General features: G+C 70.1%; 24 protein-coding genes and 1 pseudogene. 7 read left to right on the top strand and 18 right to left on the bottom strand.

All coding sequences use genetic code 11. The features are described 5' to 3' along the window. Window positions 1-328: hypothetical protein (locus Val02_RS43020; protein WP_203905131.1), on the bottom strand; the 328-nt coding region annotated here is incomplete at its 3' end. A 39-nt stretch (window positions 329-367) separates the two neighbouring features. Between Val02_RS43020 and Val02_RS43015 the strand changes: the two genes are divergently transcribed. Further along, on the top strand, window positions 368-2,713 hold the full coding sequence (locus Val02_RS43015; RefSeq protein WP_203905130.1) for a helicase-associated domain-containing protein: 2,346 nt from the start codon (window positions 368-370) through the stop codon (window positions 2,711-2,713). Here Val02_RS43015 and Val02_RS43010 read toward each other — a convergent pair. Beyond that, entirely contained in the window at window positions 2,710-2,904 is a 195-nt protein-coding gene (locus Val02_RS43010; RefSeq protein ID WP_203905129.1) for a hypothetical protein, read from the bottom strand. The two genes, Val02_RS43015 and Val02_RS43010, sit on opposite strands and share 4 nt — an antisense overlap. A gap of 38 nt (window positions 2,905-2,942) precedes the next feature. Then, a complete protein-coding gene (locus tag Val02_RS43005) occupies window positions 2,943-3,788 on the bottom strand; it encodes a L,D-transpeptidase family protein (protein WP_203905128.1) in 846 nt (281 codons plus the stop codon). 81 nt (window positions 3,789-3,869) lie between these two features. Here Val02_RS43005 and Val02_RS43000 point away from each other — a divergent pair, with 81 nt between their 5' ends. Next, window positions 3,870-5,513, top strand: a complete 1,644-nt coding sequence (locus Val02_RS43000; protein ID WP_203905127.1) for a DNA repair helicase XPB — start codon at window positions 3,870-3,872, stop codon at window positions 5,511-5,513. Between the two features lie 15 nt (window positions 5,514-5,528). Here the strand turns inward: Val02_RS43000 and Val02_RS42995 are convergent, their stop codons facing one another. From Val02_RS42995 to Val02_RS42975, 5 genes are all read right to left on the bottom strand, one after another. Beyond that, a complete protein-coding gene (locus Val02_RS42995) occupies window positions 5,529-6,617 on the bottom strand; it encodes a DUF5925 domain-containing protein (protein ID WP_203905126.1) in 1,089 nt (362 codons plus the stop codon). Window positions 6,618-6,658: 41 nt separating this feature from the next. Beyond that, complete coding sequence (locus tag Val02_RS42990; protein WP_203905125.1) at window positions 6,659-7,246, bottom strand: acyl-CoA-like ligand-binding transcription factor; 588 nt, start codon at window positions 7,244-7,246, stop codon at window positions 6,659-6,661. A 4-nt stretch (window positions 7,247-7,250) separates the two neighbouring features. Further along, a complete protein-coding gene (locus tag Val02_RS42985; RefSeq protein WP_203905124.1) occupies window positions 7,251-8,702 on the bottom strand; it encodes an MFS transporter in 1,452 nt (483 codons plus the stop codon). Between the two features lie 432 nt (window positions 8,703-9,134). Then, window positions 9,135-10,199: an aspartate-semialdehyde dehydrogenase gene (locus Val02_RS42980; protein WP_203905123.1), complete on the bottom strand. Its 1,065-nt coding sequence runs from the start codon at window positions 10,197-10,199 to the stop codon at window positions 9,135-9,137. A gap of 15 nt (window positions 10,200-10,214) precedes the next feature. After that, window positions 10,215-11,480: an aspartate kinase gene (locus tag Val02_RS42975; protein ID WP_203905122.1), complete on the bottom strand. Its 1,266-nt coding sequence runs from the start codon at window positions 11,478-11,480 to the stop codon at window positions 10,215-10,217. A gap of 198 nt (window positions 11,481-11,678) precedes the next feature. Here Val02_RS42975 and Val02_RS42970 point away from each other — a divergent pair, with 198 nt between their 5' ends. The 4 genes and pseudogenes from Val02_RS42970 to Val02_RS42955 form a co-directional block, all read left to right on the top strand. Continuing rightward, the gene (locus tag Val02_RS42970) at window positions 11,679-12,401 is read left to right on the top strand and encodes a hypothetical protein (RefSeq protein WP_203905121.1); all 723 of its coding nucleotides are present in this window, start codon (window positions 11,679-11,681) and stop codon (window positions 12,399-12,401) included. Between the two features lie 180 nt (window positions 12,402-12,581). Then, window positions 12,582-14,327, top strand: coding sequence for a 2-isopropylmalate synthase (gene leuA, locus Val02_RS42965; RefSeq protein WP_203905120.1), 1,746 nt, complete (start codon window positions 12,582-12,584; stop codon window positions 14,325-14,327). A gap of 72 nt (window positions 14,328-14,399) precedes the next feature. Further along, window positions 14,400-15,038, top strand: a complete 639-nt coding sequence (locus Val02_RS42960; RefSeq protein WP_203905119.1) for an HNH endonuclease family protein — start codon at window positions 14,400-14,402, stop codon at window positions 15,036-15,038. 2 nt (window positions 15,039-15,040) lie between these two features. Continuing rightward, window positions 15,041-15,274, top strand: a pseudogene (locus Val02_RS42955) (hypothetical protein); the annotation flags it as partial. On the opposite strand, the gene Val02_RS42950 reads toward Val02_RS42955, so the two are convergent. Both Val02_RS42950 and Val02_RS42945 read right to left on the bottom strand, forming a co-directional pair. After that, complete coding sequence (locus Val02_RS42950) at window positions 15,252-15,728, bottom strand: hypothetical protein (protein WP_203905117.1); 477 nt, start codon at window positions 15,726-15,728, stop codon at window positions 15,252-15,254. The pseudogene Val02_RS42955 and the gene Val02_RS42950 overlap by 23 nt on opposite strands. Window positions 15,729-15,749: 21 nt before the next feature. Continuing rightward, a complete protein-coding gene (locus Val02_RS42945) occupies window positions 15,750-16,199 on the bottom strand; it encodes a MarR family winged helix-turn-helix transcriptional regulator (RefSeq protein ID WP_203905116.1) in 450 nt (149 codons plus the stop codon). A gap of 95 nt (window positions 16,200-16,294) precedes the next feature. Here Val02_RS42945 and Val02_RS42940 point away from each other — a divergent pair, with 95 nt between their 5' ends. Continuing rightward, window positions 16,295-16,699, top strand: a complete 405-nt coding sequence (locus tag Val02_RS42940) for a DoxX family protein (protein ID WP_203905115.1) — start codon at window positions 16,295-16,297, stop codon at window positions 16,697-16,699. Window positions 16,700-16,703: 4 nt separating this feature from the next. Here Val02_RS42940 and Val02_RS42935 read toward each other — a convergent pair whose 3' ends face one another. From Val02_RS42935 to Val02_RS42900, 8 genes are all read right to left on the bottom strand, one after another. Beyond that, complete coding sequence (locus tag Val02_RS42935) at window positions 16,704-17,846, bottom strand: ABC transporter ATP-binding protein (RefSeq protein ID WP_203905114.1); 1,143 nt, start codon at window positions 17,844-17,846, stop codon at window positions 16,704-16,706. Further along, a complete protein-coding gene (locus tag Val02_RS42930; protein ID WP_203905113.1) occupies window positions 17,843-18,829 on the bottom strand; it encodes an ABC transporter ATP-binding protein in 987 nt (328 codons plus the stop codon). The genes Val02_RS42935 and Val02_RS42930 overlap by 4 nt, the downstream gene beginning before the upstream one ends. A gap of 12 nt (window positions 18,830-18,841) precedes the next feature. After that, window positions 18,842-19,807, bottom strand: a complete 966-nt coding sequence (locus Val02_RS42925) for an ABC transporter permease (RefSeq protein ID WP_203905112.1) — start codon at window positions 19,805-19,807, stop codon at window positions 18,842-18,844. Beyond that, on the bottom strand, window positions 19,804-20,808 hold the full coding sequence (locus tag Val02_RS42920; protein ID WP_203905111.1) for an ABC transporter permease: 1,005 nt from the start codon (window positions 20,806-20,808) through the stop codon (window positions 19,804-19,806). The genes Val02_RS42925 and Val02_RS42920 overlap by 4 nt, the downstream gene beginning before the upstream one ends. A gap of 90 nt (window positions 20,809-20,898) precedes the next feature. Then, complete coding sequence (locus Val02_RS42915; protein ID WP_203905110.1) at window positions 20,899-22,563, bottom strand: ABC transporter substrate-binding protein; 1,665 nt, start codon at window positions 22,561-22,563, stop codon at window positions 20,899-20,901. A gap of 211 nt (window positions 22,564-22,774) precedes the next feature. Beyond that, entirely contained in the window at window positions 22,775-23,380 is a 606-nt protein-coding gene (locus Val02_RS42910) for a Uma2 family endonuclease (protein WP_203905109.1), read from the bottom strand. A gap of 101 nt (window positions 23,381-23,481) precedes the next feature. Continuing rightward, entirely contained in the window at window positions 23,482-24,075 is a 594-nt protein-coding gene (recR, locus tag Val02_RS42905; RefSeq protein ID WP_203905108.1) for a recombination mediator RecR, read from the bottom strand. Window positions 24,076-24,082: 7 nt separating this feature from the next. Beyond that, window positions 24,083-24,415: a YbaB/EbfC family nucleoid-associated protein gene (locus tag Val02_RS42900; protein ID WP_203905137.1), complete on the bottom strand. Its 333-nt coding sequence runs from the start codon at window positions 24,413-24,415 to the stop codon at window positions 24,083-24,085. Between the last annotated feature and the right edge of the window lie 51 nt (window positions 24,416-24,466).

Genomic DNA, 24,466 nt, shown 5'->3' with positions numbered 1-24,466 from the left:
TGCCGGCCCGCGCCGGCACGCTCGGACGCGAGCGGGGCGCCTTGGTCGGCGCGGCCAACGCCAGGAGCCTGGGCATCGTCAGGTAGAGCATGCATCCGCCCAGGTCACAACCGCCGCAGCCGTCACAGCCGTCGAAGCTGCTGCAGCCGTCGAAGGAGCTGCACCCGTCGGAGGCTCCCTCGATCACGGCCTCCGCCGCGTCGCCGGCGGCGCTGAGGTCCGTGGACCCGCCGCTCTCTTCCTCCCTACGCGGTGGCCCCGGCGGGAACCCCTCATAAGCCATGTACGACCAGTCCTCCCCGAAACCCGCCGTCAACGACGCGCTCATCTTCAACGGCAATACCGGCCGGTACCTTAGATGGTCAGGATGTCGACTCTCGCTGACCACTTACGCGCGCTGCCCGACGACGGGCTGGCGGCGCTCATCCGGCTGCGCCCGGATCTTGTGATACCACTGCCGAGCGATCTCTCGGCCCTGGCCGTTCGGGCACAGTCGCGGCTGTCGGTGGCGCGCGCGCTGGACGGGCTCGACCGCTTCACCGTGGAGGTCCTCGACGCGGTGCGCTACCTGCGGCCCGATCCGTCGCTCGACGCGGTGCTCGCGCTGACCGCTCAGGGCGGTGCCGGCCCGGCCCGGGTCCGGGCGGCGATCGACGAGCTGCGGGCGTTGGCGCTCGTGTACGGGTCCGATCACGCGCTGCACGTGGTCGGGACCGTCGACGAGGTGATGGCGTTGCCGGCGGGGCTCGGACGCACCGCCGCCGAACTGGACCCGGCCGCCGCCGAACTCGCCGCGGATCCCGCGAAGCTGCGCCGCACGGTGCTCGGCGCGCCGCCGGCCGCCCGTGCCGTGCTCGACCGGCTCGCCGCGGGGCCGCCACTCGGGGCCCTCGCCACGCCGCTCGCCGATGACTCACCGGTGCGCTACCTGCTCGAGCACCACCTGCTCGTGCGGGTCAGCGAGGACACCGTCGAACTGCCCCGCGAGATGGCGCTGGTGCTGCGCCGGGACGCGGGACCGCTGGGCCAGCTGCACCCCGACCCGCCGCCGCTGGCCGGGCCCGACGATGCGCGGGCGCAGGGCGGGATCGGGACGCGGGCGCTGCGGGAGGCGCAGAAGAAGGCCGACCGGGCCGGCGCCGGCCAGGCGCTCGAAGCCGTCCGCCAGACCGAGGCGCTGCTGGAGGCGCTGGCCGAGGAACCCGCGGCCGAACTGCGCACCGGCGGCCTAGGCGTTCGCGACCTGCGGCGGATCTCCCGGGCGACCGGCGTCGACGAGCCCACCGCCGCGCTCCTGCTGGAGGTGGCGCACGCGGCCGGGATCCTGGGCGACGACGAGACCGGGTTCCTGCCGAGCACGCTGTACGACGGCTGGCAGGTCGCCCCGCTGGCGATGCGCTGGCGGATGCTCGCGGCGGCGTGGTTCGGCATGCCGCGCAGTGCGGGGCTGGTGGGCCAGCGAGACGACAAGGACCGGCTGATCGCCGCGCTCTCCCCCGAGGTCGAACGCCTCGGCGCCCCCGCCGCCCGACGCGCGCTCTTCGACGTGCTGGCCGACCTGCCCGAGGGGATCGCGGCGACCGCCGAGGAACTCGCCGCCGTGCTGGCGTGGCGTTCGCCGCGGCGCCACGGGCGCAACCGGTCGCTGCCCGTCGCCGGAATCCTCGGCGAGGCGGCCGCGCTCGGGTTCACCGCGCTCGGCATGCTCACGTCCTACGCCCGGCCGCTGCTGGCGGAGCAGGCCGATCCGGACGAGGACCCGCTCGGCGTCAACGACACGGGCGCACCGGACGCCGCCGCCGTGCTCGACGCGTTGCTGCCGCCGCCGGTCGACGCGGTGCTGATCCAGGCCGACCTGTCGGTCGTGGTGCCGGGGCCGGCCGAACCCGCTCTCGCGGCCGAACTGGCACTCGTCGCCGACGCCGAGTCCGCGAACGCGCTGCGGATCACCACCACCTCGGTGCGGCGCGCCCTGGACGCCGGCTACTCGGCCACGGACCTGCACGCGCTGTTCGCCCGGCGGTCCCGCACACCGGTGCCGCAGGCGCTGACCTACCTGGTCGACGACGTCGCCCGGCGACACGGCGGGCTCCGGGCCGGAACGGCCGCCGCGTACCTGCGCAGCGAGGACGAGTCGCTGGTGGCGGAGGTGCAGGCGGACCGCCGGCTCGCCGCACTGGGGCTGCGCCGGCTGGCACCCACGGTGTTGATCACGGCTACGCCGCCCGCGCGGCTGCTGGAGGCGTTGCGGGCGGCCGGGTACGCACCGGTGCGCGAGGACGCGACGGGTGCGGCGGTGCTCGCCCGGCCCAAGGCGCGGCGCGCGCCGGCGCGGCCGGCGGTGACCGTTCGGCGGGAGGATCCGCTGGCCATGCCGCTGCTGAGTCCCGCTCGGCTGGGCGGGGTCGTGGAGCAGCTGCGCCGGGGTGACGCCGCCGCGCGTGCGGCCCGCCGGGCGCCGCTGTCCGTGCGCACCGCCACGCAGAACGGCACCAACGCGCACAACGACGCGATGGTGGTGCTGCAGCAGGCCGTTCGGGACCGGGCCCGGGTCTGGGTGGGCTACGTGGACGCGCACGGCTCGTCGATGTCGCGGCTGGTGCGGCCGGTGTCGATCGGCGGGGGTTACCTGCGTGCCGAGGACGAACGCACGGAGACGCAGCACACGTTCGCCCTGCACCGCATCACCGCCGCCGAACTGGAGACCACCTAACGGCGGGTCACGCCGGCGACGCTGATCAGCACCAGGAACGCCGTCGTGGCTCCCACGGTCTCCCCGACGGCCTCGACGAGCGGCTTGTCGCGCACGGTCATCGCGACCATGAACCACGCCGCCGCGCCGGTCAGGACGGCCAGCACTCCGGCGAACTGTCGCGGGCTGAGCCCGTTACCACCAGCAGCCATGACCCATTGTCGCCGACCGATTGCGCAGAGCCTATGGGTCATGTCCCTGATCTTCGGCCGAACGTCTTGACCGTGGTGCCGTTCTTCAGCAGGCCCCACAGCTGCACGGCGTCGGCGTGCAGCAGGTTGACGCAGCCGTGCGAGCCGTTGCCCATGTTGTGCAGGTAGGTCGTGGTCTCGTGGAAGCCGATGCCGTCGATGAAGTGCTGCCAGTACGGGAGCCACACCTTGTACGGCTTCGACCACTCCTTGACGTTCCGATAGTCAATCTTGAAGGTGCCCGCGGGCGTCGCGTAGCCCGAGAATCCCGTGCGCACGACGGTCGGGCCCATGATCACCTCGCCGTCGCGAACCACCCACATCGTCTGCTGCGACAGGTCCACGCACGCGGTCAGCCCACCGCCGGCGGCACACTTGGCGCGCTCCGCCGGGGTCAGGCTGGCGGCGATGCGCCGCGAGACGTCGGCCGTCGTCGGCCCCGCGCGGCCGTTGGGCGGACTGATCCCGAAGCGTTTCTGGAACTTCACGATCGCCGCGCAGTCCGCCGCCGACTGCACCCCGTCGACGGTGACCGGCCCGTAGCCGCCGATCGCGTCGAGCGCGGTCTCGACCTCGCGCTGCTTCTCCCCGGTGGGGCAGCCCTGCGGCGACGGCGACGACTTCGGCGGTGAGACGGTCGGGGCGACCGAGGGCGGCGCCGACGAAACCGCGGGAGGCGGCGGCTCCGGCGACGCCTCCGTGGGCTCCGGGGACGACGGCGCGGGTGCGGCAGCGACGGGCCGGTTCCCCGCCGACCCGTCGCCTTCCCCGCCTGCGCAGGCCCCAGCGCCCAGCAGGACGACGAGCAGAACGCCTACCCCGAGGTTGATGCGTGTAGGCACCATGGCGTCCCCCCGCCCGTCGTTACTCCCATAGACGCCCCAAGGTGACCTTCGGGTTGCGCACGGCGCGGATATTGTTGGTCGGTGACCGACGGCCCCCTGATCGTTCAGTCCGACAAGACTCTCCTGCTGGAGATCGACCATCCGGACGCGTCCGCCTGCCGCATGGCGATCGCGCCGTTCGCCGAGCTCGAGCGCTCGCCCGAGCACGTCCACACCTACCGGCTCACCCCGTTGGGCCTGTGGAACGCCCGCGCCGCCGGCCACGACGCCGAGAGCGTGGTCGACGCGCTGCTGCGCTTCTCGCGCTACCCGGTGCCGCACGCGCTGCTGGTCGACGTGGCCGAGACGATGGACCGCTACGGGCGCCTCCAGCTGGTGAACGACCCCGCGCACGGCCTCGTCCTCAAGGCGCTCGACCGGGTCGTGCTGATCGAGGTGGCCAAGTCGAAGAAGCTCGCCGGGATGCTCGGCGCGAAGCTCGACGACGACACGATCGCCGTGCACGCCTCCGAACGCGGCCGCCTCAAGCAGGCGCTGCTCAAGCTCGGCTGGCCCGCCGAGGATCTCGCCGGCTACGTCGACGGCGAGGCGCACGCCATCGACCTGGCCGAGGACGGCTGGAAGCTGCGTTCGTACCAGCAGGAGGCGGTCGACGGGTTCTGGGCCGGCGGCTCGGGTGTGGTGGTGCTCCCGTGCGGCGCCGGCAAGACGCTGGTGGGTGCCGCCGCGATGGCCACCGCCAAGGCGACCACGCTGATCCTGGTCACCAACACCGTCGCCGGCCGGCAGTGGAAGCGCGAGCTGGTCGCCCGCACCAGCCTCACCGAGGACGAGGTCGGCGAGTACTCGGGCGAACGCAAGGAGATCCGGCCGGTCACGATCGCCACGTACCAGGTGTTGACCACCCGGCGCGGTGGCGTCTTCCCGCACCTCGACCTGTTCGGGGCGCGCGACTGGGGCCTGATCATCTACGACGAGGTGCACCTGCTGCCGGCGCCGATCTTCCGGTTCACCGCCGACCTGCAGGCGCGGCGGCGGCTGGGCCTGACGGCGACGCTGGTCCGGGAGGACGGCCGCGAGGGCGACGTCTTCTCGCTGATCGGCCCGAAGCGGTACGACGCCCCGTGGAAGGACATCGAGTCGCAGGGCTGGATCGCCCCGGCCGAGTGCGTCGAGGTGCGGGTCACGCTCACCGACGAGGAGCGCATGCGCTACGCCGTCGCCGAGCCGGAGGAACGCTACCGGGTGGCGGCCACCGCGAGGACGAAGCTCCCGGTGGTGCGGGCCCTCGTCGAGCGGCACATCGGCGACCAGGTGCTGGTGATCGGCGGCTACATCGACCAGTTGCACCAGCTCGGGGAGTATCTCGACGCGCCGATCGTGCAGGGGTCGACGACCAACAAGGAGCGCGAACGCCTCTTCGACGCGTTCCGCTCCGGGGAGCTGAAGACGCTCGTCATCTCCAAGGTGGGAAACTTCTCGATCGACCTGCCCGAGGCGGCGGTGGCGATCCAGGTGTCCGGGTCGTTCGGCTCGCGGCAGGAGGAGGCGCAGCGGCTCGGCCGGGTGCTGCGGCCGAAGGCCGACGGTCGGCAGGCGCACTTCTACACCGTGGTCGCCCGCGACACGATCGACACCGAGTACGCCGCGCACCGGCAGCGGTTCCTCGCCGAACAGGGCTACGCGTACACGATCATCGACGCGGACGACGTGCACAGCGGCTGAGGCGTTCCCCCGGATCTACAGGTACATCCCGGTCGGCTCCGGCTCGGTCTCCACGGCGACCGGGTCGGTGCCGTCGCGCAGGGCGTACAGCTCGGCGAGCGTGGCACCGAGCGGGCCCACGCCCCGGTGCGGGCCACCCAGCCAGTCCTGGGCCTGCGTGGGGCCGAGGCGGTCCAGGTGGACCTGGCCGAGGCAGCGGCCGGGCCGGGTGACGGCGGGGTGCAGTTTGGCGACGTCCTCGTTGGTGGTGATCGCCACGAGCACGTCGCGGCCCTGGCCGAGCATGCCGTCGGTGACGTTCAGCAGGCGGGAGAGCGCCTGACCGGACGAGCGCTTGGCGTCGCCCATGATCAGCTCGTCGCAGTCCTCGAGCAGCAGCAGTCGCCAGCGGCGGCGTTTGCCCTCCTCGGGGTCGTCCTCGTCGCCCAGGGCCGCCTCGGCGAGGTAGCCCGGCGTGTTGAACAGCCGTTCCGGGTCGAGCACGCAGTCGAACTGGCACCACGCGCGCCACTCCCAGGCGAGCGTGCGCAGGAGCGTGGTCTTGCCGGTGCCGGGCGGCCCGTGCAGCAGCAGGATGCGGCCGGCGATGCGTTCCCCGTCGAACGCCGCCAACCGGTCGAGCGCCGCGACCGCCTCGTGCGAGTAGTTGCGGCGGATCGCCTGCCACGGCTGGGCGGTGATGCGGCGTTCGCGGCGGCTCGGGCGATCCCCGCCCTGCCAGAACCCGACCGGCACGGACACGTCGTCGAGCGGCCGCGGCTTGGCGGCGTCCTTCGTGGACTCGGCGAGCACCCGTTCGACGATCTCCGGGTCGGTCGACGTGGCCGTGAGGTACGCGTCCCCGCTCTTCCACCGGCGAACGAGCAGTGTCCACCCCGGACCCTCGTACATGTCGGTGCGGGTGCCGTTGGAGAGGGCCACCGAGCGGATCGGGGCCGCGCCGGGCGGGTGCAGCGGGGCGTCGGGCCGCGCGTCACCGACCCGGGCCTCCCGCGCGAACGGCTGCTCGCCCTCGATGAAGCGGTGCAGGATCAGGAGGTCGAGGGCGTCCTCCGGATCATGGCTCGGCTCCAGCCGGTACGCGAAGGAAGCCGGAATGTTCACCCAACGAGAATGGTCCAGGAACCCCTGCCGCACAACGGCTTTCAGCCGGTCAACCCGTCCAGTGCGGCGAGCGCGTCGTCGACCACGTCGCGCAGGTCCCCCGGCCCGTCGTCGCCGACCCAGCCCAGGGCGCCCGCCGTCATCGCGCCGATGAGCGCACCGGCCTGGGCGCGCACCCGCGGATCGGTGGCCGGGACGCCCTGCCGCCGCCCGAGCGGCTCGGCGAGAACGTCCACGCTGGCCATGATGTTGTCGATCGCGCGCGCCCGGGCGGACGGGACGGACACGATCATCCTCAGCCGGACCTTGATCGAGGCCAGCTGCTCCTCCGGCATGTTGCCGAACACGTCGCGCATCGCCTTGCGCACGGCCGCGACCGTGGGCATGTCCGGCGGGGCGGCGAGCAGCGCGGCGGTCAGCAGCGGGTCGTGGTCGTCCTGGATGAGCAGGTCCTCCTTGGTGGGGAAGTACCGGAAGAAGGTCGCCGGCGAGATCTCCGCCGCCGCCGCGATCTGCTCGATGGTGGTCGCGTCGTAGCCCTGCTCGGTGAAGAGCCGCAGCGCGTGCTCCTGGATCGCCGCCCGAGTGCGCTGCTTCTTCAACTCCCGCAGTCCCGCCACGGCTCCCATCGTGCTACCTCGGTGCGGCGACGGCCTCCTCGGGTCGTTCCGCGTCGCGCATCCATCGCGCCGTGCCGGCGGCGCCGAGCGCGCACACCGCCGCGCAGGCGACCAGCACCGCGGCCATCGCACCGGCGTAGTCGTCCCGGATCTCCGCGGCCAGCGTCGCGTCGCCGTTCGCCAGCGCCTCGGCCATCGCCCGGGTCACCCCTTCCTTCCGATGGAACGTCACCGAGCTGAGGCTGCCCAGCAGGGCCACGCCGAGCGCGGCGCCCACCTGGCGCATGGCCAGCGTGAGGGCGGCCCCGGAGCCGCTGCGCTCGGGCGGGAGTTCGCCCATGACGGCGTCGAGCGCGGGGGCCGTCGTCAGCCCCACACCGGCCCCGGCGACGGCGAGCCATCCCGCCACGAACCCGTATCCGCTGCCGGCCCGGGTCAGTGCGCCGACGGCGAGTCCGGCGGCGAGCAGCAGCAGGCCGGCCGTCATCGGCAGGCGGGCGCCGGTTCGGGCCGCCACGCGTTCGCCCGTCTTGGCGCCGATCATGAGACCTGCCATCATCGGCAGCAGCCGCACACCGGCCGCCAACGCGTCGTGCCCGCGCACCGCCTGCAGGTACAGCGGCACCACGAACAGCAGCCCGAACATCGCGAACGCGGCGACCGTCGCCGCCGTCGAGCCCCACACGAAGCGTGGCCGGCCGAACAGGGACAGGTCGATGAGGGGCGCGCGCTGACGCCGTTCCCACGAGAGAAAAGCGACCAGGAGCAGAACGCCGAGCGGGCCCGCGACCAGGACCCGCGCGGACGTCCAGCCGGCGGCCGGGGCGGCGATGACCGCGTAGACCAGGAGCACCAGCCCGCCGGTGGACAGCAGCCCGCCGACCAGGTCGACCGGCCGCGGCCGAGGGTCGCGCGACTGCGGCACGAGCACCGCGACGGCGATGAGCGCGACCGCCACCACCGGAACGTTCACCAGGAACACCGACCCCCACCAGAAGTGCCGCAGCAGGTAGCCGCCGACGATCGGCCCCAACGGCACCCCGGCGCCCAACCCGATCGCCATGAACGCCACCGCCCTCGGCCGCTCGTCGGCGGGGAAGATCCGGGTCACGACGGCGGTGATCGTCGGCGTGAGAACGGCCGCCCCGACGCCCATCAGGCAGCGCGCGGCGATCACGGTGGCCGCACTGCCGGCGAGGCTCGCCACGACCGACGCGGCACCGAAGAGTCCCAGCCCCACCACCAGGAACGTCTTGCGCCCGTAGCGGTCGGCGAGGGCGCCGGCGGGCAGGAGCAGACCGGCGAAGACGAGCACGTAGGCGTCGATGATCCATTGAAGGTCGTCGGTGTCGGCATGGAGCGCGGCGGCGAGCGGGTCGAGGGCGACGTTGAGGATCGTCGCGTCGAAGCCGATGGTCAGCAGGCTCAGCATCAGCGCGCCGAGCGCCCACCAACGGCGCTTCATGAGAGCAACCATAATTTGATAGTAACTCTCACTAGCTACCGACAGTCAACCCCGACCGGGACACACGGAACGGACGGCAGCGCCTAAACTTCCCGACGCGCCTCGGATTTCGCTTCGATCCACCTCCTGGACCCTCACCCAAGCGGAGGGGTGAGGGTCACCCCTCGTAGGGAGGAGGTGAAGTGGATGTCAGGCGTGACCGGCCCGCGTTCTACAGAGGCCGGCATCGACATCGACTCACGACGCGGCGGATCTTCGTCGCCGTCCTGGCGGCGAAGATCGCCGGGTCAATCGTGATCGAGTCGGTGAAAAAACTGTGGCTCCACTGAGCGCTAACTCGGTAGAGCCACAAACATAGAACGGCACGATCCCCGTGACTGGTTCCGCTACCACAAGCGGGGGTCGTGTCTAAACGGGGATCATCATACCGTCTTATGCCCGGGTGGTCAGCTCCGCGGCGACGAGTTCGGCGATCTGGGCCGTGTTGAGCGCCGACCCCTTGCGCAGGTTGTCCCCCACGACGAAGAAGTCCAACGCCCGCGGATCGTCGATCGAGCGCCGCAGCCGCCCCACCCACGCCGGATCCGTCCCCACCGCGTCGATCGGCATCGGAAACTCCCCCGACTGCGGCTCGTCCACCAGGATCACGCCCGGCGCGTGCCGCAGCACCTCCCGCGCGTCCTCGCAGTCGACCTCGGTCCCGAAGACGGCGTGCACGGCGACCGAGTGACCCGTGACGACCGGCACCCGCACGCACGTGGCCGAGATCTTCAGGTCCGGCAGGCCGAGGATCTTCCGGGTCTCGTTGCGGACCTTCAGCTCCTCGGAGGACCATCCGGCGTCGCGCAGCGATCCGGCCCACGGCACCACGTTGAGCGCCAGCGGCGCCGGGAACGGCCCCAGGTCGTCGCCGATCGCCTGCCGCACGTTGCCCGAACGCGAGCCGAGCGTGCGATCGCCGGCGACCCGCTGCAACTGGTCGAGCAGCGCGTCGACACCGGCCTTGCCCGCGCCGGAGACGGACTGGTACGAGGCGATGACGAGCTCCTTGAGCCCGTACTCGTGGTGCAGCGGGGCGATGGCCACGATCATCGCGAGCGTGGTGCAGTTGGCGTTCGCGATGATGCCGCGTGGGCGGTTGCGCACCTGCTCCGGGTTGATCTCCGGGACGACCAGGGGCACGTCGCGATCCATCCGGAACGCGCCCGAGTTGTCGACGGCGATCGCCCCGTGCTGCACGGCGATCGGCGCCCACTCGGCCGACACCTCGTCCGGCACGTCGAACATGGCGACGTCGACGCCGTCGAAGACGTCCGGTGCCAGTTCGAGAACGGGAAGCTCCGCACCCCGCACGAACAGCGTCCGGCCGACGGACCGCTTCGAGGCGACCACCCGAATCTCGCCCCAGACGTTGCGCCGGGACGAGAGCAACTCGCACATGACCGTGCCGACCGCCCCGGTCGCCCCCACGACCGCGAGCGTGGGTTGATCCCCCACTACCGAATCTCCGTCCTATCGACCGGTACCCGCGTAGACCACGGCCTCCTCGTCACCCCCGAGTTCGAAGGCATCGTGCACCGCGCGGACCGCCGCGTCCAGATCGGTGTCGCGGCAGACCACCGAGACCCGGATCTCCGAAGTGGAGATCATTTCGATGTTGAGGCCGGCCTGACCGAGTGCCGCGAAGAACTTCGCCGCCACGCCCGGGTGGGAGCGCATACCGGCTCCGATCAGGGAAACCTTGCCGATGTGGTCGTCGTACAGCAGCGTCTTGAACTTGATCAGATCGGACGCCTTGTTGAGCGCGGCCATCGCCGTGGGACCGTCCGCCTTCGGCAATGTGAACGAGATGTCCGTTCGCCCGGTTCCCTCGGTAGAGACATTCTGAACGATCATGTCGAGGTTGATCTCGGCGCCGGCGACGGTCTGGAAGATCTGCGCGGCGATCCCCGGCTCGTCGGGCACACCGACGATGGTGATCTTCGCTTCGCTCCGGTCGTGCGCGACGCCGGTGATGAGTGCCTGTTCCAACGCAAGATCCTCCATCGCTCCGGTGACCATCGTGCCGGGCTTCTGCGAGTACGACGAGCGCACGTGGATCGGGATCCTCGACCGCCGGGCGTACTCGACGCACCGCAGCATGAGCACCTTGGCCCCGCAGGCGGCCATTTCGAGCATTTCCTCGTAGGTGACCTGATCGATCTTGCGTGCGTTGGGGACGATACGCGGATCCGCCGTGAACACGCCGTCGACGTCGGTGTAGATCTCGCACACGTCGGCCTTGAGCGCGGCCGCGAGCGCCACCGCGGTGGTGTCCGAACCGCCCCGCCCGAGTGTGGTGATGTCCTTGGTGTCCTGGGAGACGCCCTGGAACCCGGCGACGATCGCGATCGCGCCCTCGTCGAGCGCACCGCGCAGCCGACCCGGCGTCACGTCGATGATCCGGGCGCGCCCGTGCGCCGACGTGGTGAGCACGCCCGCCTGCGAACCCGTGTACGAGCGCGCCTCGAAGCCGAGGTTGGTGATCGCCATGGCGAGCAGCGCCATCGAGATGCGCTCGCCGGCGGTCAGCAACATGTCCAGCTCCCGACCGGGCGGAACGGGACTGACCTGCGACGCCAGGTCGAGCAGCTCGTCCGTGGTGTCCCCCATCGCGGAGACCACCACCACGACCTCGTGGCCCGCCTTGCGCGCGGCGACGATCCGCTCGGCGACGCGTTTGATCCGCTCCGCGTCGGCGACGGAAGACCCGCCGTACTTCTGGACGATGATGGCCACGAAACCTCCCGGAACTGCGACGACCTCCCGCAAACCCACGACGACCGCCCGGATCGCGGCACCGAGCGTACCGGCGGCTGGGACGGCTCGGGAGTGGCGATCCCACGATCCGGCAGTGGCCTGGCTGACAATGGGGCGGTGAACGCCCGTCTCGTCCGAATTGCATCGTGCATCTCGGTGGCCCTCTGCGGTGCCGCCATGACGGGCTGTACGCCGGACGCGGCACCCGCGGCATCGACGAGTCCCTCGCCGTCGTCGGCGACGGGCAGCGCGGAGCCGCACGCCGACCTCGCCCGCCGGGCCGCCTCGGCCAAGGACCGCCGGTACGTGGCGAGCTATACCTGGACCGGCACCGGCGGCAAGCGCGCGGTGGCCGTGACGAAGGCGGGCGACGGTTCGTGGCGGATCGACCTGCCGCCGGGCGTGTACACCAACCAGGGCGCGGTCTCCGTCGTGGGGCGCCCGGAGGGCGTCTACCAGTGCGGCGGTTCGGGTTGCGTGCGCGCCGCGCGGACGCCCGGTGCCGTGCCGTCGGGGAGCGATCCGCAGGTGCATCACGCGTTCACGGACTGGCTGGATGTGCTGACCGACCGGCACGCGGCCGTGCAGGTGGTGACCGCGGGGCTGGAGGGCGCCTCCGGCGTCTGCTTCACCGTCGAACCCACCACCGTGGCCGTGGCGCCGCCGATCACCGGGGCGACCCTCTGCTTCGACGACTCGGGGCTGCTGACCGGCGTGAAGTCGAAGTTCGGGACGTTGTTGCTGGCCGGGCCGGCGGGCGAGGCTCCCGGGACGGTGTCGCTGCCGGGGCCGCTGACCGGCGGGCAGCCGTTCGTCACGGCGCCCGTTCCGGTGGCCAGCGGGCAGGGCGGCGGGGGCCGTACCACGCCGCGCAACCCCCCGGGTACCACCCGTCGGTGATCTCGCGTAGGCTCGGTCCGTCATGAATCGGCAGGCACTCCTTCTTGTCCGCCGCGGCGAGGCCCCATCCGGCCGGCACCTCGCCGCGGGGATGTCGCGCGCCGCCTGAGCAGTACCGCCCGCGCGCACCGCTGGTCACCCTCCTTCTTCACCTTTCATGACCTCAGGAGTCTGACCACCATGACCGATGCCGCCGTATCCGCCGATCCCATCGCCCGGCAAAACCCGTCCGCGATGCCGTTCGGGCGCTACAAGCCCTACTCCGACGCGTTCCAGGTAGCGCTGCCGGACCGGCAGTGGCCCGCGCGCCACATCGAGAAAGCCCCCCGCTGGTGCGCCGTCGACCTGCGCGACGGCAACCAGGCGTTGATCGACCCGATGTCCGTCGAGCGCAAGCGGCGGATGTTCCAGCTGCTGGTGCAGATGGGCTACAAGGAGATCGAGGTCGGTTTCCCGGCCGCGAGCCAGACCGACTTCGACTTCGTCCGGACGCTGATCGAGCAGGACATGATCCCGGACGACGTGACCATCCAGGTCCTGACCCAGTGCCGGGACCATCTGATCGAACGGACCTTCGAGTCGCTGCGCGGCGCCTCCCGCGCGATCGTGCACTTCTACAACTCGACGTCGGTCCTGCAGCGCCGGGTGGTCTTCGGGCTGGACCGCGCCGGCATCACCGACATCGCCACCAGCGCCGCGCGGACCGCCGTCAAGTACGCCGAGGCGATCACGCCGGACACCGACATCTTCTACGAGTACTCGCCGGAGTCGTACACGGGCACCGAGCTGGAGTACGCGCTGGAGATCTGCTCGGCCGTCATCGACGTCATCGACCCGACCGTCGACCGGCCGCTGATCCTCAACCTGCCGGCGACCGTCGAGATGGCGACCCCCAACGTGTACGCCGACTCGATCGAGTGGATGCACCGCCACCTGCCCCGGCGCCCGTCGGTGGTGCTGTCGCTGCACCCGCACAACGACCGCGGTACCGGGGTGGCCGCCGCCGAGCTGGGGCTGCTGGCCGGAGCCGACCGGATCGAGGGTTGTCTTTTCGGGAACGGCGAACGCACCGGCAACGTCGACCTGGTGACGCTGGGGCTCAACCTGTTCAGCCAGGGCATCGACCCGCAGATCGACTTCAGCCGGATCGACGAGATCAAGCGCACCGTCGAGTACTGCAACCAGCTGCCCGTCCACGAACGCCACCCGTACGCCGGCGACCTGGTGTACACGGCGTTCTCCGGCTCCCACCAGGACGCCATCAACAAGGGGTTCGACGCGCTGCAGAAGGACGCCGACGCGGCGGGTGTGCCGGTCGAGCGGTTCGAGTGGGGGGTGCCGTACCTGCCGATCGACCCGAAGGACGTGGGCCGCAGCTACGAGGCGGTCATCCGGGTCAACTCGCAGTCCGGCAAGGGCGGCGTCGCGTACATCATGAAGACGGAGCACCAGCTCGACCTGCCGCGCCGGCTGCAGATCGAGTTCTCCCAGGTGGTGCAGCGGGTGACGGACGGCGAGGGTGGCGAGGTGCCGCCGGAGAAGATGTGGCAGGTCTTCGCCGACGAGTACCTGGCCGAACGCCGCATCGGCCTGCGCGGGTTCACCGCGAACACCGGCCCGGGCGGGGTGGAGCTCAGCGCCGACGTGGTGGTCGACGGCGAGCTGCGCACGCTCAAGGGTTCGGGCAACGGGCCGATCGACGCGTTCGTGCAGGCGCTGTCGACGGTCGGCGTGGAGGTGCGGGTGCTCGACTACGCCGAGCACGCCCTGACCGCCGGTGAGAACGCGCGGGCGGCCGCGTACGTCGAATGTTCGGTGGGTGGCGAGACCCGCTGGGGTGTCGGCGTCGACGAGAACATCGTCACCGCGTCGCTGCGGGCCATCGCCAGCGCCGTCAACCGCTCGGACGCGCCCATTTCGGAGTGATCTTCGACGCGGTCCCGGCGACATCCCGCGTGGATGTTTCCGGGACCGCGCTTCTGGGCTCATGGTTACGGTATGCGTCCCCTTGGATTACTCCTCGCGCTCACGCTGTTGCTCACGGGCTGCGAGGTTCCCCCGCCTTCCACCGACGGCACGGCCGCACCCGCTGCACCTGCGGGCGCGAGCGGCGAGCTCGACTCATTGGCCGTCGCCGCGGAGGGCTCGATGGCGGGCTATTCGCGGGAGAAGTTCCCGCACTGGATCAGCCAGGGCGATGGCTGCGACACCCGGGACACCGTCCTGAAGCGGGACGGCAAGGACGTCAAGACCACCCAGGACTGCAAGATCACGTCGGGCTCCTGGTACAGCGTGTACGACAAGAAGTCGTTCACGGATCCCGGGGATCTCGACATCGACCACACGGTGCCGCTCGCGGCGGCCTGGCGTTCCGGGGCCAAGCAGTGGACCGACGAGAAGCGCTCGGAGTTCGCCAACGATCTGACCCGGCCACAGCTCATCGCGGTTAGCGCGTCGTCGAACCGGGCAAAGGGCGACCAGACCCCCGCGCAGTGGAAGCCGACGAACACCGCCTACCACTGCGAGTACGCGCAGCGCTGGATCGCCGTGAAGGCGTTCTGGAAACTGAGCGTCACGGAGAAGGAGAAATCCGTCCTCCAGGAGATGCTGGGAACATGCCGAAAGCAGAGCTCGTAACAGACGTGACCGCCGGTCCCGGCGGGGTGATGACGGACGAGGTGGGCGTCATCACCGGCGTTCTCACGCTGCGGACCGAACTGAACAACGGCAGCGCCCTCCTCCGCGTGCAGTACAAGGACGCGGAGGAGTGGTACACGATCACCGGCAGCAAGGTGCCGCTGAAGAATCCGGCGGACCTCGACGCGCTGCACCGCGTGGCGGTGGCGCTGATCAACCGGCCGGAAGAGGAGTAGCGGCCAGGGCGTCCCGTGCCCGGGCCAGCCGCTTTCGCGACGTGTGGATCGACGTGGCCACGGTGATCAGCGGCAACGCCCACATGAGGCCGATCAGGAAGACGGTCGCGCCGCTGCCGAACTCCAGCAGCAGGCCGACCACCGCCGGCACCATCCACCCGAAGCAGCTGATCCAGAACGCGGCCGTCACGATGCGCATCGCCGCAGCGAGCCGGTCCGGTCGGCCGGGGTCGCGCAGCGCGCCGTGCCCCAGCCAGAGGGCGACGGCGTTGAGCGCGGAGGGAACGAGGCCGGCGAGGCACCCGGCCAGCAGCAGCCAGAGGATGTCGTCGGGTCCCACGGCGTAGGTCCAGGCGCAGAAGCCCAGGAAGCCCAGGAACGCCACGGGGAACACCAGCGCCCCGAACCGGTGCAGGGCGAGTGTGCTTCGGATCGCGGCGACATCTGCGTTCATGACGGCCGATGTTAGCCAGGATCATCCACAGCCGGGGCCGCCGCCGTTCTCCTCGGTGTGCCGCTCGAACGCCGCCCTGAGCAGGCCACGGAGCTGGGTCTCCTCGTCGGCGGTGAGCCGCGACAGGACGGGCGCGTCGTCGACGAGGCGGCGGCGCAGTTCGGTCCGCAGGCGGCGGCCCTCTGTCGTCAGGACGAGCTGCTTGACGCGCCGGTCCCGGGGGTCCGGCTCGCGCGTGACGAGCCCGCGGCTCTCCAGCCCGTCGGCGATGCCGGTGACGTGGGACTTGTCGCAGTGCAGGGTGGCGGCGAGATCGCGCATCGCGGCCGGCTGGTCGAGGTTGAACAGGGCGCGCGCGTGCAGTGCCGAGACGCCGAGTTCGCCGGCGACGGTGTTGAAGTTGGTCGACAGGGCGTGCGAGAGCCCCATGAGCAGGTCGATCGTCTCCTGCCGGCCGTTCGAACGGGTCACCGGTCCATGGTAACGACGGTTGACCTACTCAACCTTCTCCGCTTATGGTTGCCTCGCCAAATCGTTTACTAGCTCAACGATCGGGGGAGTAAACCATGTCTACCGACACGCGGACGCGCACCTCACCTGTGCTGAACATCGGCCTCTGGCTGCTGCAGGTACTCCTGGCCGCCGGGTTCACCATGAGCGGCATCAGCAAGCTCGTGGGTATCGAGAAGAGCGTGCAGATCTTCGAGGAGATCGGCATCGGCCAGTGGTTCCGCTACGTGGTCGGCGCGCTGGAACTGGCGGGCGCCATCGGGCTGCTCGTCCCCCGCCTCGCGGGCCTGGCGGCACTCGGCCTCGTCGGGGTGATGTCGGGCGCGGTCATCACCGACGCCTTCATCCTCGACGACGGCGATCCGACCCCCGCACTGGTCCTGCTCGTGCTGGCCGCGATCGTCGCCTGGGGCCGGCGGGACCGCACGCGCGCACTGCTTCGCGGGCGGTCCGCCGAATAGAGAACTAGATGATCGAGGTGGGCTCCGACGGCGGGGCCACCTCGGTCGGCGTCTCCGCCTCCTGATGCACCAGCTCGGCCTTCACCTCGTGCGGCCGCAGCTTGCCGGTCGCGATGTCCTCCGCCCAGTGGCACGCCACCCGGTGGTCGGACCCCGTCTCCAGCCCCTCGACCGTGATCTGACGCAGGACCGGCCGCTCGTCGGCACACCTCGTCGGCTGCGCCCACGGGCACCGCGTGTGGAACCGGCACCCCTTCGGCGGATTGGCCGGCGAGGGCAGGTCGCCGGCGAGCAGAATCCGTTCCCGCTGATCCTCGACATCGGGGTCGGGGACCGGAACGGCCGACATCAACGCCCGTGTGTACGGATGCAGCGGAGCGGCGTAGATGTCGTCGCTCGGCGCCTCCTCGACCAGCGCACCCAGGTACATCACGCCGACGACGTCGGAGATGTGCCGCACCACCGCGAGGTCGTGGGCGATCACCAGGTACGTGAGGTTGAGCTGGTCCTGGAGTTCCTCCAGAAGGTTGATCACCTGGGCCTGGATCGAGACGTCCAGGGCCGAGACCGGCTCGTCCGCGACGATCAGGTCCGGGCCGAGGACCAGCGCCCGCGCGATGCCGATGCGCTGGCGCTGACCGCCGGAGAACTCGTGCGGGTAGCGCGACAGCGCCCACCGCGGCAGGCCCACGGCGTCGAGCGTCTCGGCGACCTTCTTGCGCCGCTCACCCCGGTCGGCGCCGATGCCGTGCGCGGCCAGGCCCTCGATCAGGATCGACTCGACGTTCTGCCGGGGGTCCAGGCTCGACAGCGGGTCCTGGAAGATCATCTGCATGCGGCGGCGCATCGACCGCAGCTTGCCCGGCGCGAGCTTCGTCAGCTCCTGCCCGTCGAACTCCACGCTCCCGCCCGTCGGCGGCGTGAGCTGCAACAACGCCCGGCCGAGCGTGGACTTGCCGCAGCCGGACTCGCCCACCAGGCCGTAGGTCCGTCCGCGCGGGATCGACAGGTCCACCCCGTCGACCGCCTTCACGTGGCCGATGACCTTGTCGAAGATGACGCCCTTCTTGATCGGGAAGTGCACCTTGAGGTCCTTGACCTCCACCAGCGGCGACGCCGGCGTCCCGTCCTTGGCGAGGCTCGTCATTTGGCCGTCTCCGCTTCCATCACCGGGTTGACGCAGCGGTACCCGTGCTGCGCCGCCGTCCACACCAACTCCGGCGGCCCGTCGACGCACCTGTCGACCCGGTTGAAGCAGCGCGGCGCGAACGCGCACCCCTCCGCCCAGGGCAGCACGTCCCGCACCGAACCGGTGATCGGCCGCAGCTTCTCCCCCTTCGGCGCGTCCAGGCGCGGGATCGAGCCGAGCAGGCCGACCGTGTAGGGGTGGTGCCGCTGCGCGAACAGCACCCGCCGCGGCGCCGACTCGACCCGCCGACCCGCGTACAACACGTTGATCGACTTGCACATCCCGGCGACGACGCCCAGGTCGTGGGTGATCATCAGCAGCGCGGTGCCGGAGTCGCGGACGAGGTCCTTCAGCAGTTCCAGGATCTGGGCCTGGATCGTCACGTCGAGCGCCGTGGTCGGTTCGTCCGCGATCAGCAGGCGCGGCGCGCAGGCCACCGCCATGGCGATCAACGCGCGCTGGCGCATCCCGCCCGACAGCTGGTGCGGATACTCCTTGAGCCGCCGCGTCGGGTCCGGGATGCCGACCCGTTCCAGCAGGTGCGCGGCCTCCTTCTTCGCCGCCTCACCCTTCATCCCCCGGTGCCGGGTGAGCACCTCCGTGACCTGCAGCCCGATCGGCACGACCGGGTTCAGGGACGACAGCGGATCCTGGAAGATCATCGCGACGTCGCGGCCCCGGATGTCGCGGAGCGTGCGCTCGTCCGTCTGCAGCAGGTTCATTCCGTCGAACGTCGCCTGCCCGCTGACGCGGACCCCGCGTTTCGGCAGCAATCCCATGATCGCCAGCGACGTCACACTCTTGCCGCAGCCGGACTCCCCGACCAGGCCCACCACTTCGCCCGCGTCCACGTCGAACGACACCCCGTCGACGGCGCGGACCTCCCGCTCACCCTTGCGGGCGAACACCACGGACAGGTCCTTGACCTCAAGCAACGCCATGTGTACTTCCCCTCACTTGCGCAGCTTGGGATCGAGGGCCTCACGCATCGCCTCGCCCAGCAGGGTGAAGCCGAGCGCGGTGATGATGATCCCGACCGCCGGGTAGATCGCCAGGCCCGGCCGCACGTCCAGGAAACCCTGCGCGTCGGCGAGCATGACGCCCCACTCCGGCGCCGCCGAGTCGGGATTGCCCAGCCCCAGGAACGACAGGCCGGCCGCCTCGATGATCGCCGTGGCGAGCGTGAGCGTGGCCTGCACCAGCACCGGGGCCAGCGAGTTCGGCAGCAGGTGCGACAGCGCGATCTTGTTGCGCTTCACCCCGAGCGCGGTCGCCGCGAGCACGTAGTCGCTGGACGACTGCGCGATCATCGAACCGCGCAGCAGCCGCGCGAAGACCGGCACCGACACCATGCCGACGGCGATCATCACCGACAGCAGGCTCCGGCCCAGGATCGCCACGATGCTCACCGCCAGCAGCAGGCTCGGCATCGCCAGCAGGATGTCCACGGTCCGCATGAGGAACCCGTCCAGCCGCCGGCCCCACTTGCCGCCCAGCCCGTACGACGCACCGGCGAGGCCGCCGACCAGCGAACCGACCGCCAGCCCGAAGAACGTCGCGACGACACCCACCCACAGCGTCTGCCGCGCGCCCACGATCATCCGGCTGAACTCGTCGCGCCCCTGGTGGTCGTAACCCAGCCAGTGCTCCCCGGAGATCCCCGGGATGATGCCCTGGCCGGAACGCACCTCGCCGTTGTCCACGCCGATCGGTTCGACCGGGTCGTGCGGCACGAGGAACGGCCCGAAGAGCGCGATCAGCACGAACAGCCCGAGGATGATCGCACCCGCGATCGCCGCCGGATTGCGCCGCAGCCGCTTGAACGCCTCCCGCAGCAGGCTCTGACCCGACTCCTCGGGCGCACCGGCCAGTTCGCCGAGGCGGTCGATCTTCTCTTTCTTGCGTCCGGTGAGGGTCATCGCACACGCACCCGCGGGTCGATCAACGAGTACGAGAGGTCAACCAGCAGGTTCACCAGCACGTATATGACAGCCACGATCATGATGAAGCCCATCAGGACGGGATAGTCGCGGCGGTCGATCGCCTCCACGATGAACGCGCCGATGCCGCTGAACGCGAAGACCGTCTCCGTCAGCACCGCGCCCGACAGCAGGCTGCCCGTGAGCAGGCCGATGGTGGTGGCGACGGGGAGCATGGCGTTCCGCAGAATGTGCCGACTGCGGACCGTCTGCTCGGTCAGCCCCTTGGCCTCGGCGGTCCTGACGTAGTCCTCCTGAACGACCTCGAGCACGCTGGCCCGGGTGATCCGCACGATGGACGCCAGCGGGATGCTCGCCAGCACGATGCCCGGCAGGATCAGATGCATGATGGCGTCGGCCGCGGCGTCCCACTCGCGGGTCAACAGCCCGTCCAGGACGAAGAACCCGGTCACCCGCGTCGCGTCGATCGTCACGTCCTGCCGGCCCGTCGTGGGGAACCAGCCGAAGTTGACGGCCAGCACCTCCTTGACGATGTAGCCCAGGAAGAAGACCGGGATGCAGATGCCGAGCAGCGCGCCACCGACCGAGAGCTGGTCGATCCAGGTGCCGCGCCGCCGCGCCGCGATGTAACCGAGGGGGATACCGATCCCGACGGCGATGATCAGCGCGGTGATCGTCAGCTCGACGGTGCCGGGGAAGCGTTCGAGGAACTCCGTGGTGACCGGGCGCTTGGTGCCGATCGACGTACCGAGGTCGCCGGAGAGCACGCGCTTCATGAACCGGCCGTACTGCACCCAGATCGGCTGGTCGAGGCCCATCTCCTCGCGGATGCGGGCACGGAGTTCGGGGGTGCTGCGCTCGCCGAGAATCGCGGTCTCGGGGCCGCCGGGAAGGCGGTGCAGCCAGACGAAGAGGAGAAGCGAGAGGCCGAACAGCGTGGGAATGAGCTGTAGGAGCCGCCGCACGATGAAGCGGAACATGGCCGCCTTCTTGATTGGTCATGTCCCACGACTGCCGGCCTCCGCTTGTGACGGAAGCCGGCAGTCGCAGGAATGGTGTGAGGGGGCGCCTTACTTGACTTCGGCCGTGACGAACCGCTCGTCGGTCAGCGGGCTCGCCTTGATGCCCGAGACGCTCTTGTTGAACACGAGCGACGGAGGTCCGTGAGCGATCGGGACACCCGGGAGGAAGTCCATGACCTGCTTGTTGATCTCCTTGTACTGAGCCGTCCGCTTGGTGGCGTCGGGCTCGGAGTCGGCCTTCTTGAAGGCCTCGAAGAGAGTCGGGTTGTTGAAGCCCCACTCGTCCTTCTGCCGGTCGAAGAAGGTGCCGATGAAGTTGTAGGCGTCACCGTAGTCACCGGTCCAGCCGAGCAGGTGCAGGTCGTGGTCCGCACCGGTCTGCACGGCGTTGAGGTAGTCCGGGTTCCACTTCAGCGGAACGGCCTCGGTGGTGATGCCGGCCTTGGTGAGGTCGGCGGCGATCAGCTCGTAGATGTCCTTCGGCGCCGGCATGTACGGCCGGGTCACCTCGGTCGGGTAGTGGAACTTGAGCTTCAGGTTGGTCACGCCCGCCTCGGCCAGCAGCTGCTTGGCCTTCTCGGTGCTGTACTCGTACTTGGTGACCCCGTCGTTGTAGCCCTCCAGGCCCGGAGGCTGGAAGTTGATCGCCACCGAGGAGCCGTCCGGGTACTTGGCCTTGACGATCGCCTCGCGGTTGATGGCGTGGGCGATGGCCTGGCGCACCTTCACGTTGCTGGTGGCCGCCTTGCCCGGACCCGACTGGTTGATCGCCAGGTACAGAACGTTGAACGCCGGCCGCGGCAGGATGTTGAAGCCGTCGGACTTGAGGCCCGGGATGTCGGCCGGGTCGACCAGGTCGTAGCCCTGGATCTCACCGTTCTTCAGCGCCTGCTTACGGGCGTTGACGTCGGAGATGGTCTTGAAGATGAGCTTCTTGACCTTCGCCTTTTCGCCGTAGTAGGCGTCGTTGCGCTCAAGCTCGACCGACTTGTTGGCGGTGTCCCACTTGACGAACTTGAACGGGCCGGTGCCGACCGGGTGTCCCGTCGCGTACTCGGGGTAGGTGACGCTGTCGGCGGTGCCGCCCAGACCGTCCGCGTTGTACTTCTTCAGCGCCTCGGGGCTGGAGATCGAGAACGCCGGAAGCATCAGCGCCGCCGGGAACTTGCTCGTCACCCGGGAGATCGTGATGACCGCGGTGCCGGCGTCCGGCGCCGAGCAGGACTTGAACAGGCTCTCCGGGAGCTTGTCCGACTCGTTCTTGGCGAAGCCGCCGAAGATGTCCTGCCAGTAGGCCGTCACGTCGGGGCTCTGCATGAGGCCCTTCGCGTTGTACCAGCGGTTGAAGTTGACGCAGACCGCCTCGCCGTTGAAGTCCGTACCGTCGTGGAACTTCACGCCCTTGCGGAGCTTGAACGTCCAGACCAGACCGGCGGCGTCAGAACTCCAGCTCTCGGCCAGGCCGGCGACCGGCTTGGTGCCGCCCTCCTCCGACCGCACGAGCCCTTCGTACATCTGACGCAACACACGGAACGTCTCGCCGTCACTGGCGAACGTCGGGTCGAGGACCTTCGCGTCGCCCGCCGCCCCGAAGACGAGAGTCTTGTCCGATCCACTGCCCGAGTCGTCGCGGTCGCTCTCTGCGCAACCCGCTACGACAAGGCTGGCAACCGCGGCGACCGCGAAAGCGGCCCTCAGCCTTGGTGCACGCATAAGGTTTCACCTCTGCCCTGAAGTGATGACTGTGGTCACCGATTGGGGGCACCTTAATCGGCGTTATACCTGCCGGTGAACGGGGACCGGCAGGCTTGGTATCGGATCGTGTCCTTACATCGCGGGCGTGTCGGTGAGGGCGCCCGACCTCCCGAGATCCGTCTACCGTCCCAACCAGTGAACACCACGGAGCGTGGTGTTCGGCGCGCACTTAAAGATCAACCAGAGTGCCCGGATCAAGCTGAATAGTGATGAGATCGTCGGCTTTCGGGCCGACCGCCACAGGTAGGTCGGCGACGGTCCCGGCGGCCGCCTCGACCGTCCGCCACCCATCCCCGTCCGCCACCCGCACCACCACGAGCGGTAGTGGCCCCTTGTACTTCCGGGTCGGCTTGAGCTCCACCCGCCAGTAGCACGGAATGCCCGCGTCGCCGTAGAGCGCCGGCTTGAGCGTCCGATCCATCAGGGTGCTCGACGGCGAGACCACCTCGACGGTGGTGTACACCATATCGAGCGGCACGGGCCCGCCCAGGTCGCCTGCATACCTGCCGATCACCGCGAGATCAGGAATCGGCCCGTCCTCGTCGCTCACCCGCACAGCGACTCCCGGCACAGAGAGTGCTCCCAGTGGCTCCACGATTGGCCCCAGAAGCCGATCAAGCTTACTGATCGCGATCTGATGCATCGTTGCCGGCGCCGGTGACACGTGGAGAGCTCCCCCGAAGACCTCGTAGCGGCGCCCGTCGTCGGGCATCGCAAACAGGTCGTCGACGGTGTAGGTCTCGCGCTTTTGCAGAAGCAACGCAGCTTCCGACATCGGATCACCTCCTTGACGGGAGCTCATGCTTTCACCATCCCAGACACCTCACGGTCCCGTCGTGGGGCGGAGGGAACCCTCCGCTTTCATATGGCGCGAAGTTATAGAACTCTGCGCCCCTCGAACGCCCGCCCGAGCGTCACCTCATCGGCGTATTCGAGGTCGCCACCGACGGGCAACCCGCTGGCCAGCCGCGTCACCCGCAACCCCATCGGCTTGACCAGCAACGCCAGGTAGGTGGCCGTCGCCTCGCCCTCGGTGTTGGGATCGGTGGCCAGGATCAGCTCCTTGACCTCCCCCGACGACAGCCGCGCCATCAGTTCACGGATCTTGAGGTTGTCCGGCCCGACGCCTTCGAGCGGATTGATCGCCCCGCCGAGCACGTGGTACCGCCCCCGGAACTCGCCGGTCTTCTCGATCGCGACGACGTCCTTCGGCTCCTCGACCACGCAGATCGCCTCGTCGTGGCGGCGCGGATCGCGGCAGATGCGGCACTGCTCGCTCTCGGCGACGTTGAAGCACGTGGTACAGAACCGGACCAGGTCCTTGACCCGGTGCAGCGCCGCCGCCAGCCGCTTCACGTCCGTCGGGTCCGCCGCCAGCACGTGGAACGCGATCCGCTGCGCGCTCTTCGGCCCGACGCCCGGCAGCCGGCCCAGCTCGTCGATCAGATCCTGGATGGCTCCCTCGTACACCGCTGCCTTACATTCCGGGGAGGCCGAGTCCGCCGAGTCCGGCGGTCAACGGGCCCATCTTCTGCTCGGTGAGCTTGCGCATGTTTTCCGACGCGGCCGTGAACGCCGCCGTGATCAGGTCCTCGAGCGTCTCCACGTCGGCCGGGTCGACGGCCTTCGGGTCGATCGACACGCCCAGGATCTCGCCGCTGCCGCTGAGCGTGATCGTCACGAGGCCGCCACCGGCGGTGCCGCTGACCTGAGCGCTGGCCAGCTCGGCCTGGGCGTTGGCGAGCTGCTGCTGCATCTGCTGCGCCTGCTGAAGCATCTGTTGCAGGTTGGGCGTTCCGCCTTGCACCAGGGCACTCCTTCGTCGGGGGCTGTCGCCACTGTCTTCGATGGCCGTTTCGCA

This window comes from Virgisporangium aliadipatigenens (assembly GCF_016863615.1).
Lineage (GTDB): Bacteria > Actinomycetota > Actinomycetes > Mycobacteriales > Micromonosporaceae > Virgisporangium > Virgisporangium aliadipatigenens.
Note: the sequence above shows the minus strand (reverse complement) of the source record. Positions and strands in the feature narration are given on the sequence as shown.

What these genes read in the sequence shown, in the direction of transcription:
- leuA (WP_203905120.1), top strand. Translation starts at nt 12,582, where the DNA reads ATGACCGATGCCGCCGTATCCGCCGATCCCATCGCCCGGCAAAACCCG.
- Val02_RS43005 (WP_203905128.1), bottom strand. Translation starts at nt 3,788, where the DNA reads ATGGTGCCTACACGCATCAACCTCGGGGTAGGCGTTCTGCTCGTCGTC.
- Val02_RS42950 (WP_203905117.1), bottom strand. Translation starts at nt 15,728, where the DNA reads ATGAACGCAGATGTCGCCGCGATCCGAAGCACACTCGCCCTGCACCGG.
- Val02_RS42990 (WP_203905125.1), bottom strand. Translation starts at nt 7,246, where the DNA reads ATGGGAGCCGTGGCGGGACTGCGGGAGTTGAAGAAGCAGCGCACTCGG.
- Val02_RS42985 (WP_203905124.1), bottom strand. Translation starts at nt 8,702, where the DNA reads ATGAAGCGCCGTTGGTGGGCGCTCGGCGCGCTGATGCTGAGCCTGCTG.
- Val02_RS42915 (WP_203905110.1), bottom strand. Translation starts at nt 22,563, where the DNA reads ATGCGTGCACCAAGGCTGAGGGCCGCTTTCGCGGTCGCCGCGGTTGCC.
- Val02_RS42930 (WP_203905113.1), bottom strand. Translation starts at nt 18,829, where the DNA reads ATGGCGTTGCTTGAGGTCAAGGACCTGTCCGTGGTGTTCGCCCGCAAG.
- Val02_RS42960 (WP_203905119.1), top strand. Translation starts at nt 14,400, where the DNA reads ATGCGTCCCCTTGGATTACTCCTCGCGCTCACGCTGTTGCTCACGGGC.
- Val02_RS42910 (WP_203905109.1), bottom strand. Translation starts at nt 23,380, where the DNA reads ATGTCGGAAGCTGCGTTGCTTCTGCAAAAGCGCGAGACCTACACCGTC.
- Val02_RS42970 (WP_203905121.1), top strand. Translation starts at nt 11,679, where the DNA reads ATGACGGGCTGTACGCCGGACGCGGCACCCGCGGCATCGACGAGTCCC.
- Val02_RS42925 (WP_203905112.1), bottom strand. Translation starts at nt 19,807, where the DNA reads ATGACCCTCACCGGACGCAAGAAAGAGAAGATCGACCGCCTCGGCGAA.
- Val02_RS42935 (WP_203905114.1), bottom strand. Translation starts at nt 17,846, where the DNA reads ATGACGAGCCTCGCCAAGGACGGGACGCCGGCGTCGCCGCTGGTGGAG.
- Val02_RS43015 (WP_203905130.1), top strand. Translation starts at nt 368, where the DNA reads ATGTCGACTCTCGCTGACCACTTACGCGCGCTGCCCGACGACGGGCTG.
- Val02_RS42940 (WP_203905115.1), top strand. Translation starts at nt 16,295, where the DNA reads ATGTCTACCGACACGCGGACGCGCACCTCACCTGTGCTGAACATCGGC.
- Val02_RS42920 (WP_203905111.1), bottom strand. Translation starts at nt 20,808, where the DNA reads ATGTTCCGCTTCATCGTGCGGCGGCTCCTACAGCTCATTCCCACGCTG.
- Val02_RS43010 (WP_203905129.1), bottom strand. Translation starts at nt 2,904, where the DNA reads ATGGCTGCTGGTGGTAACGGGCTCAGCCCGCGACAGTTCGCCGGAGTG.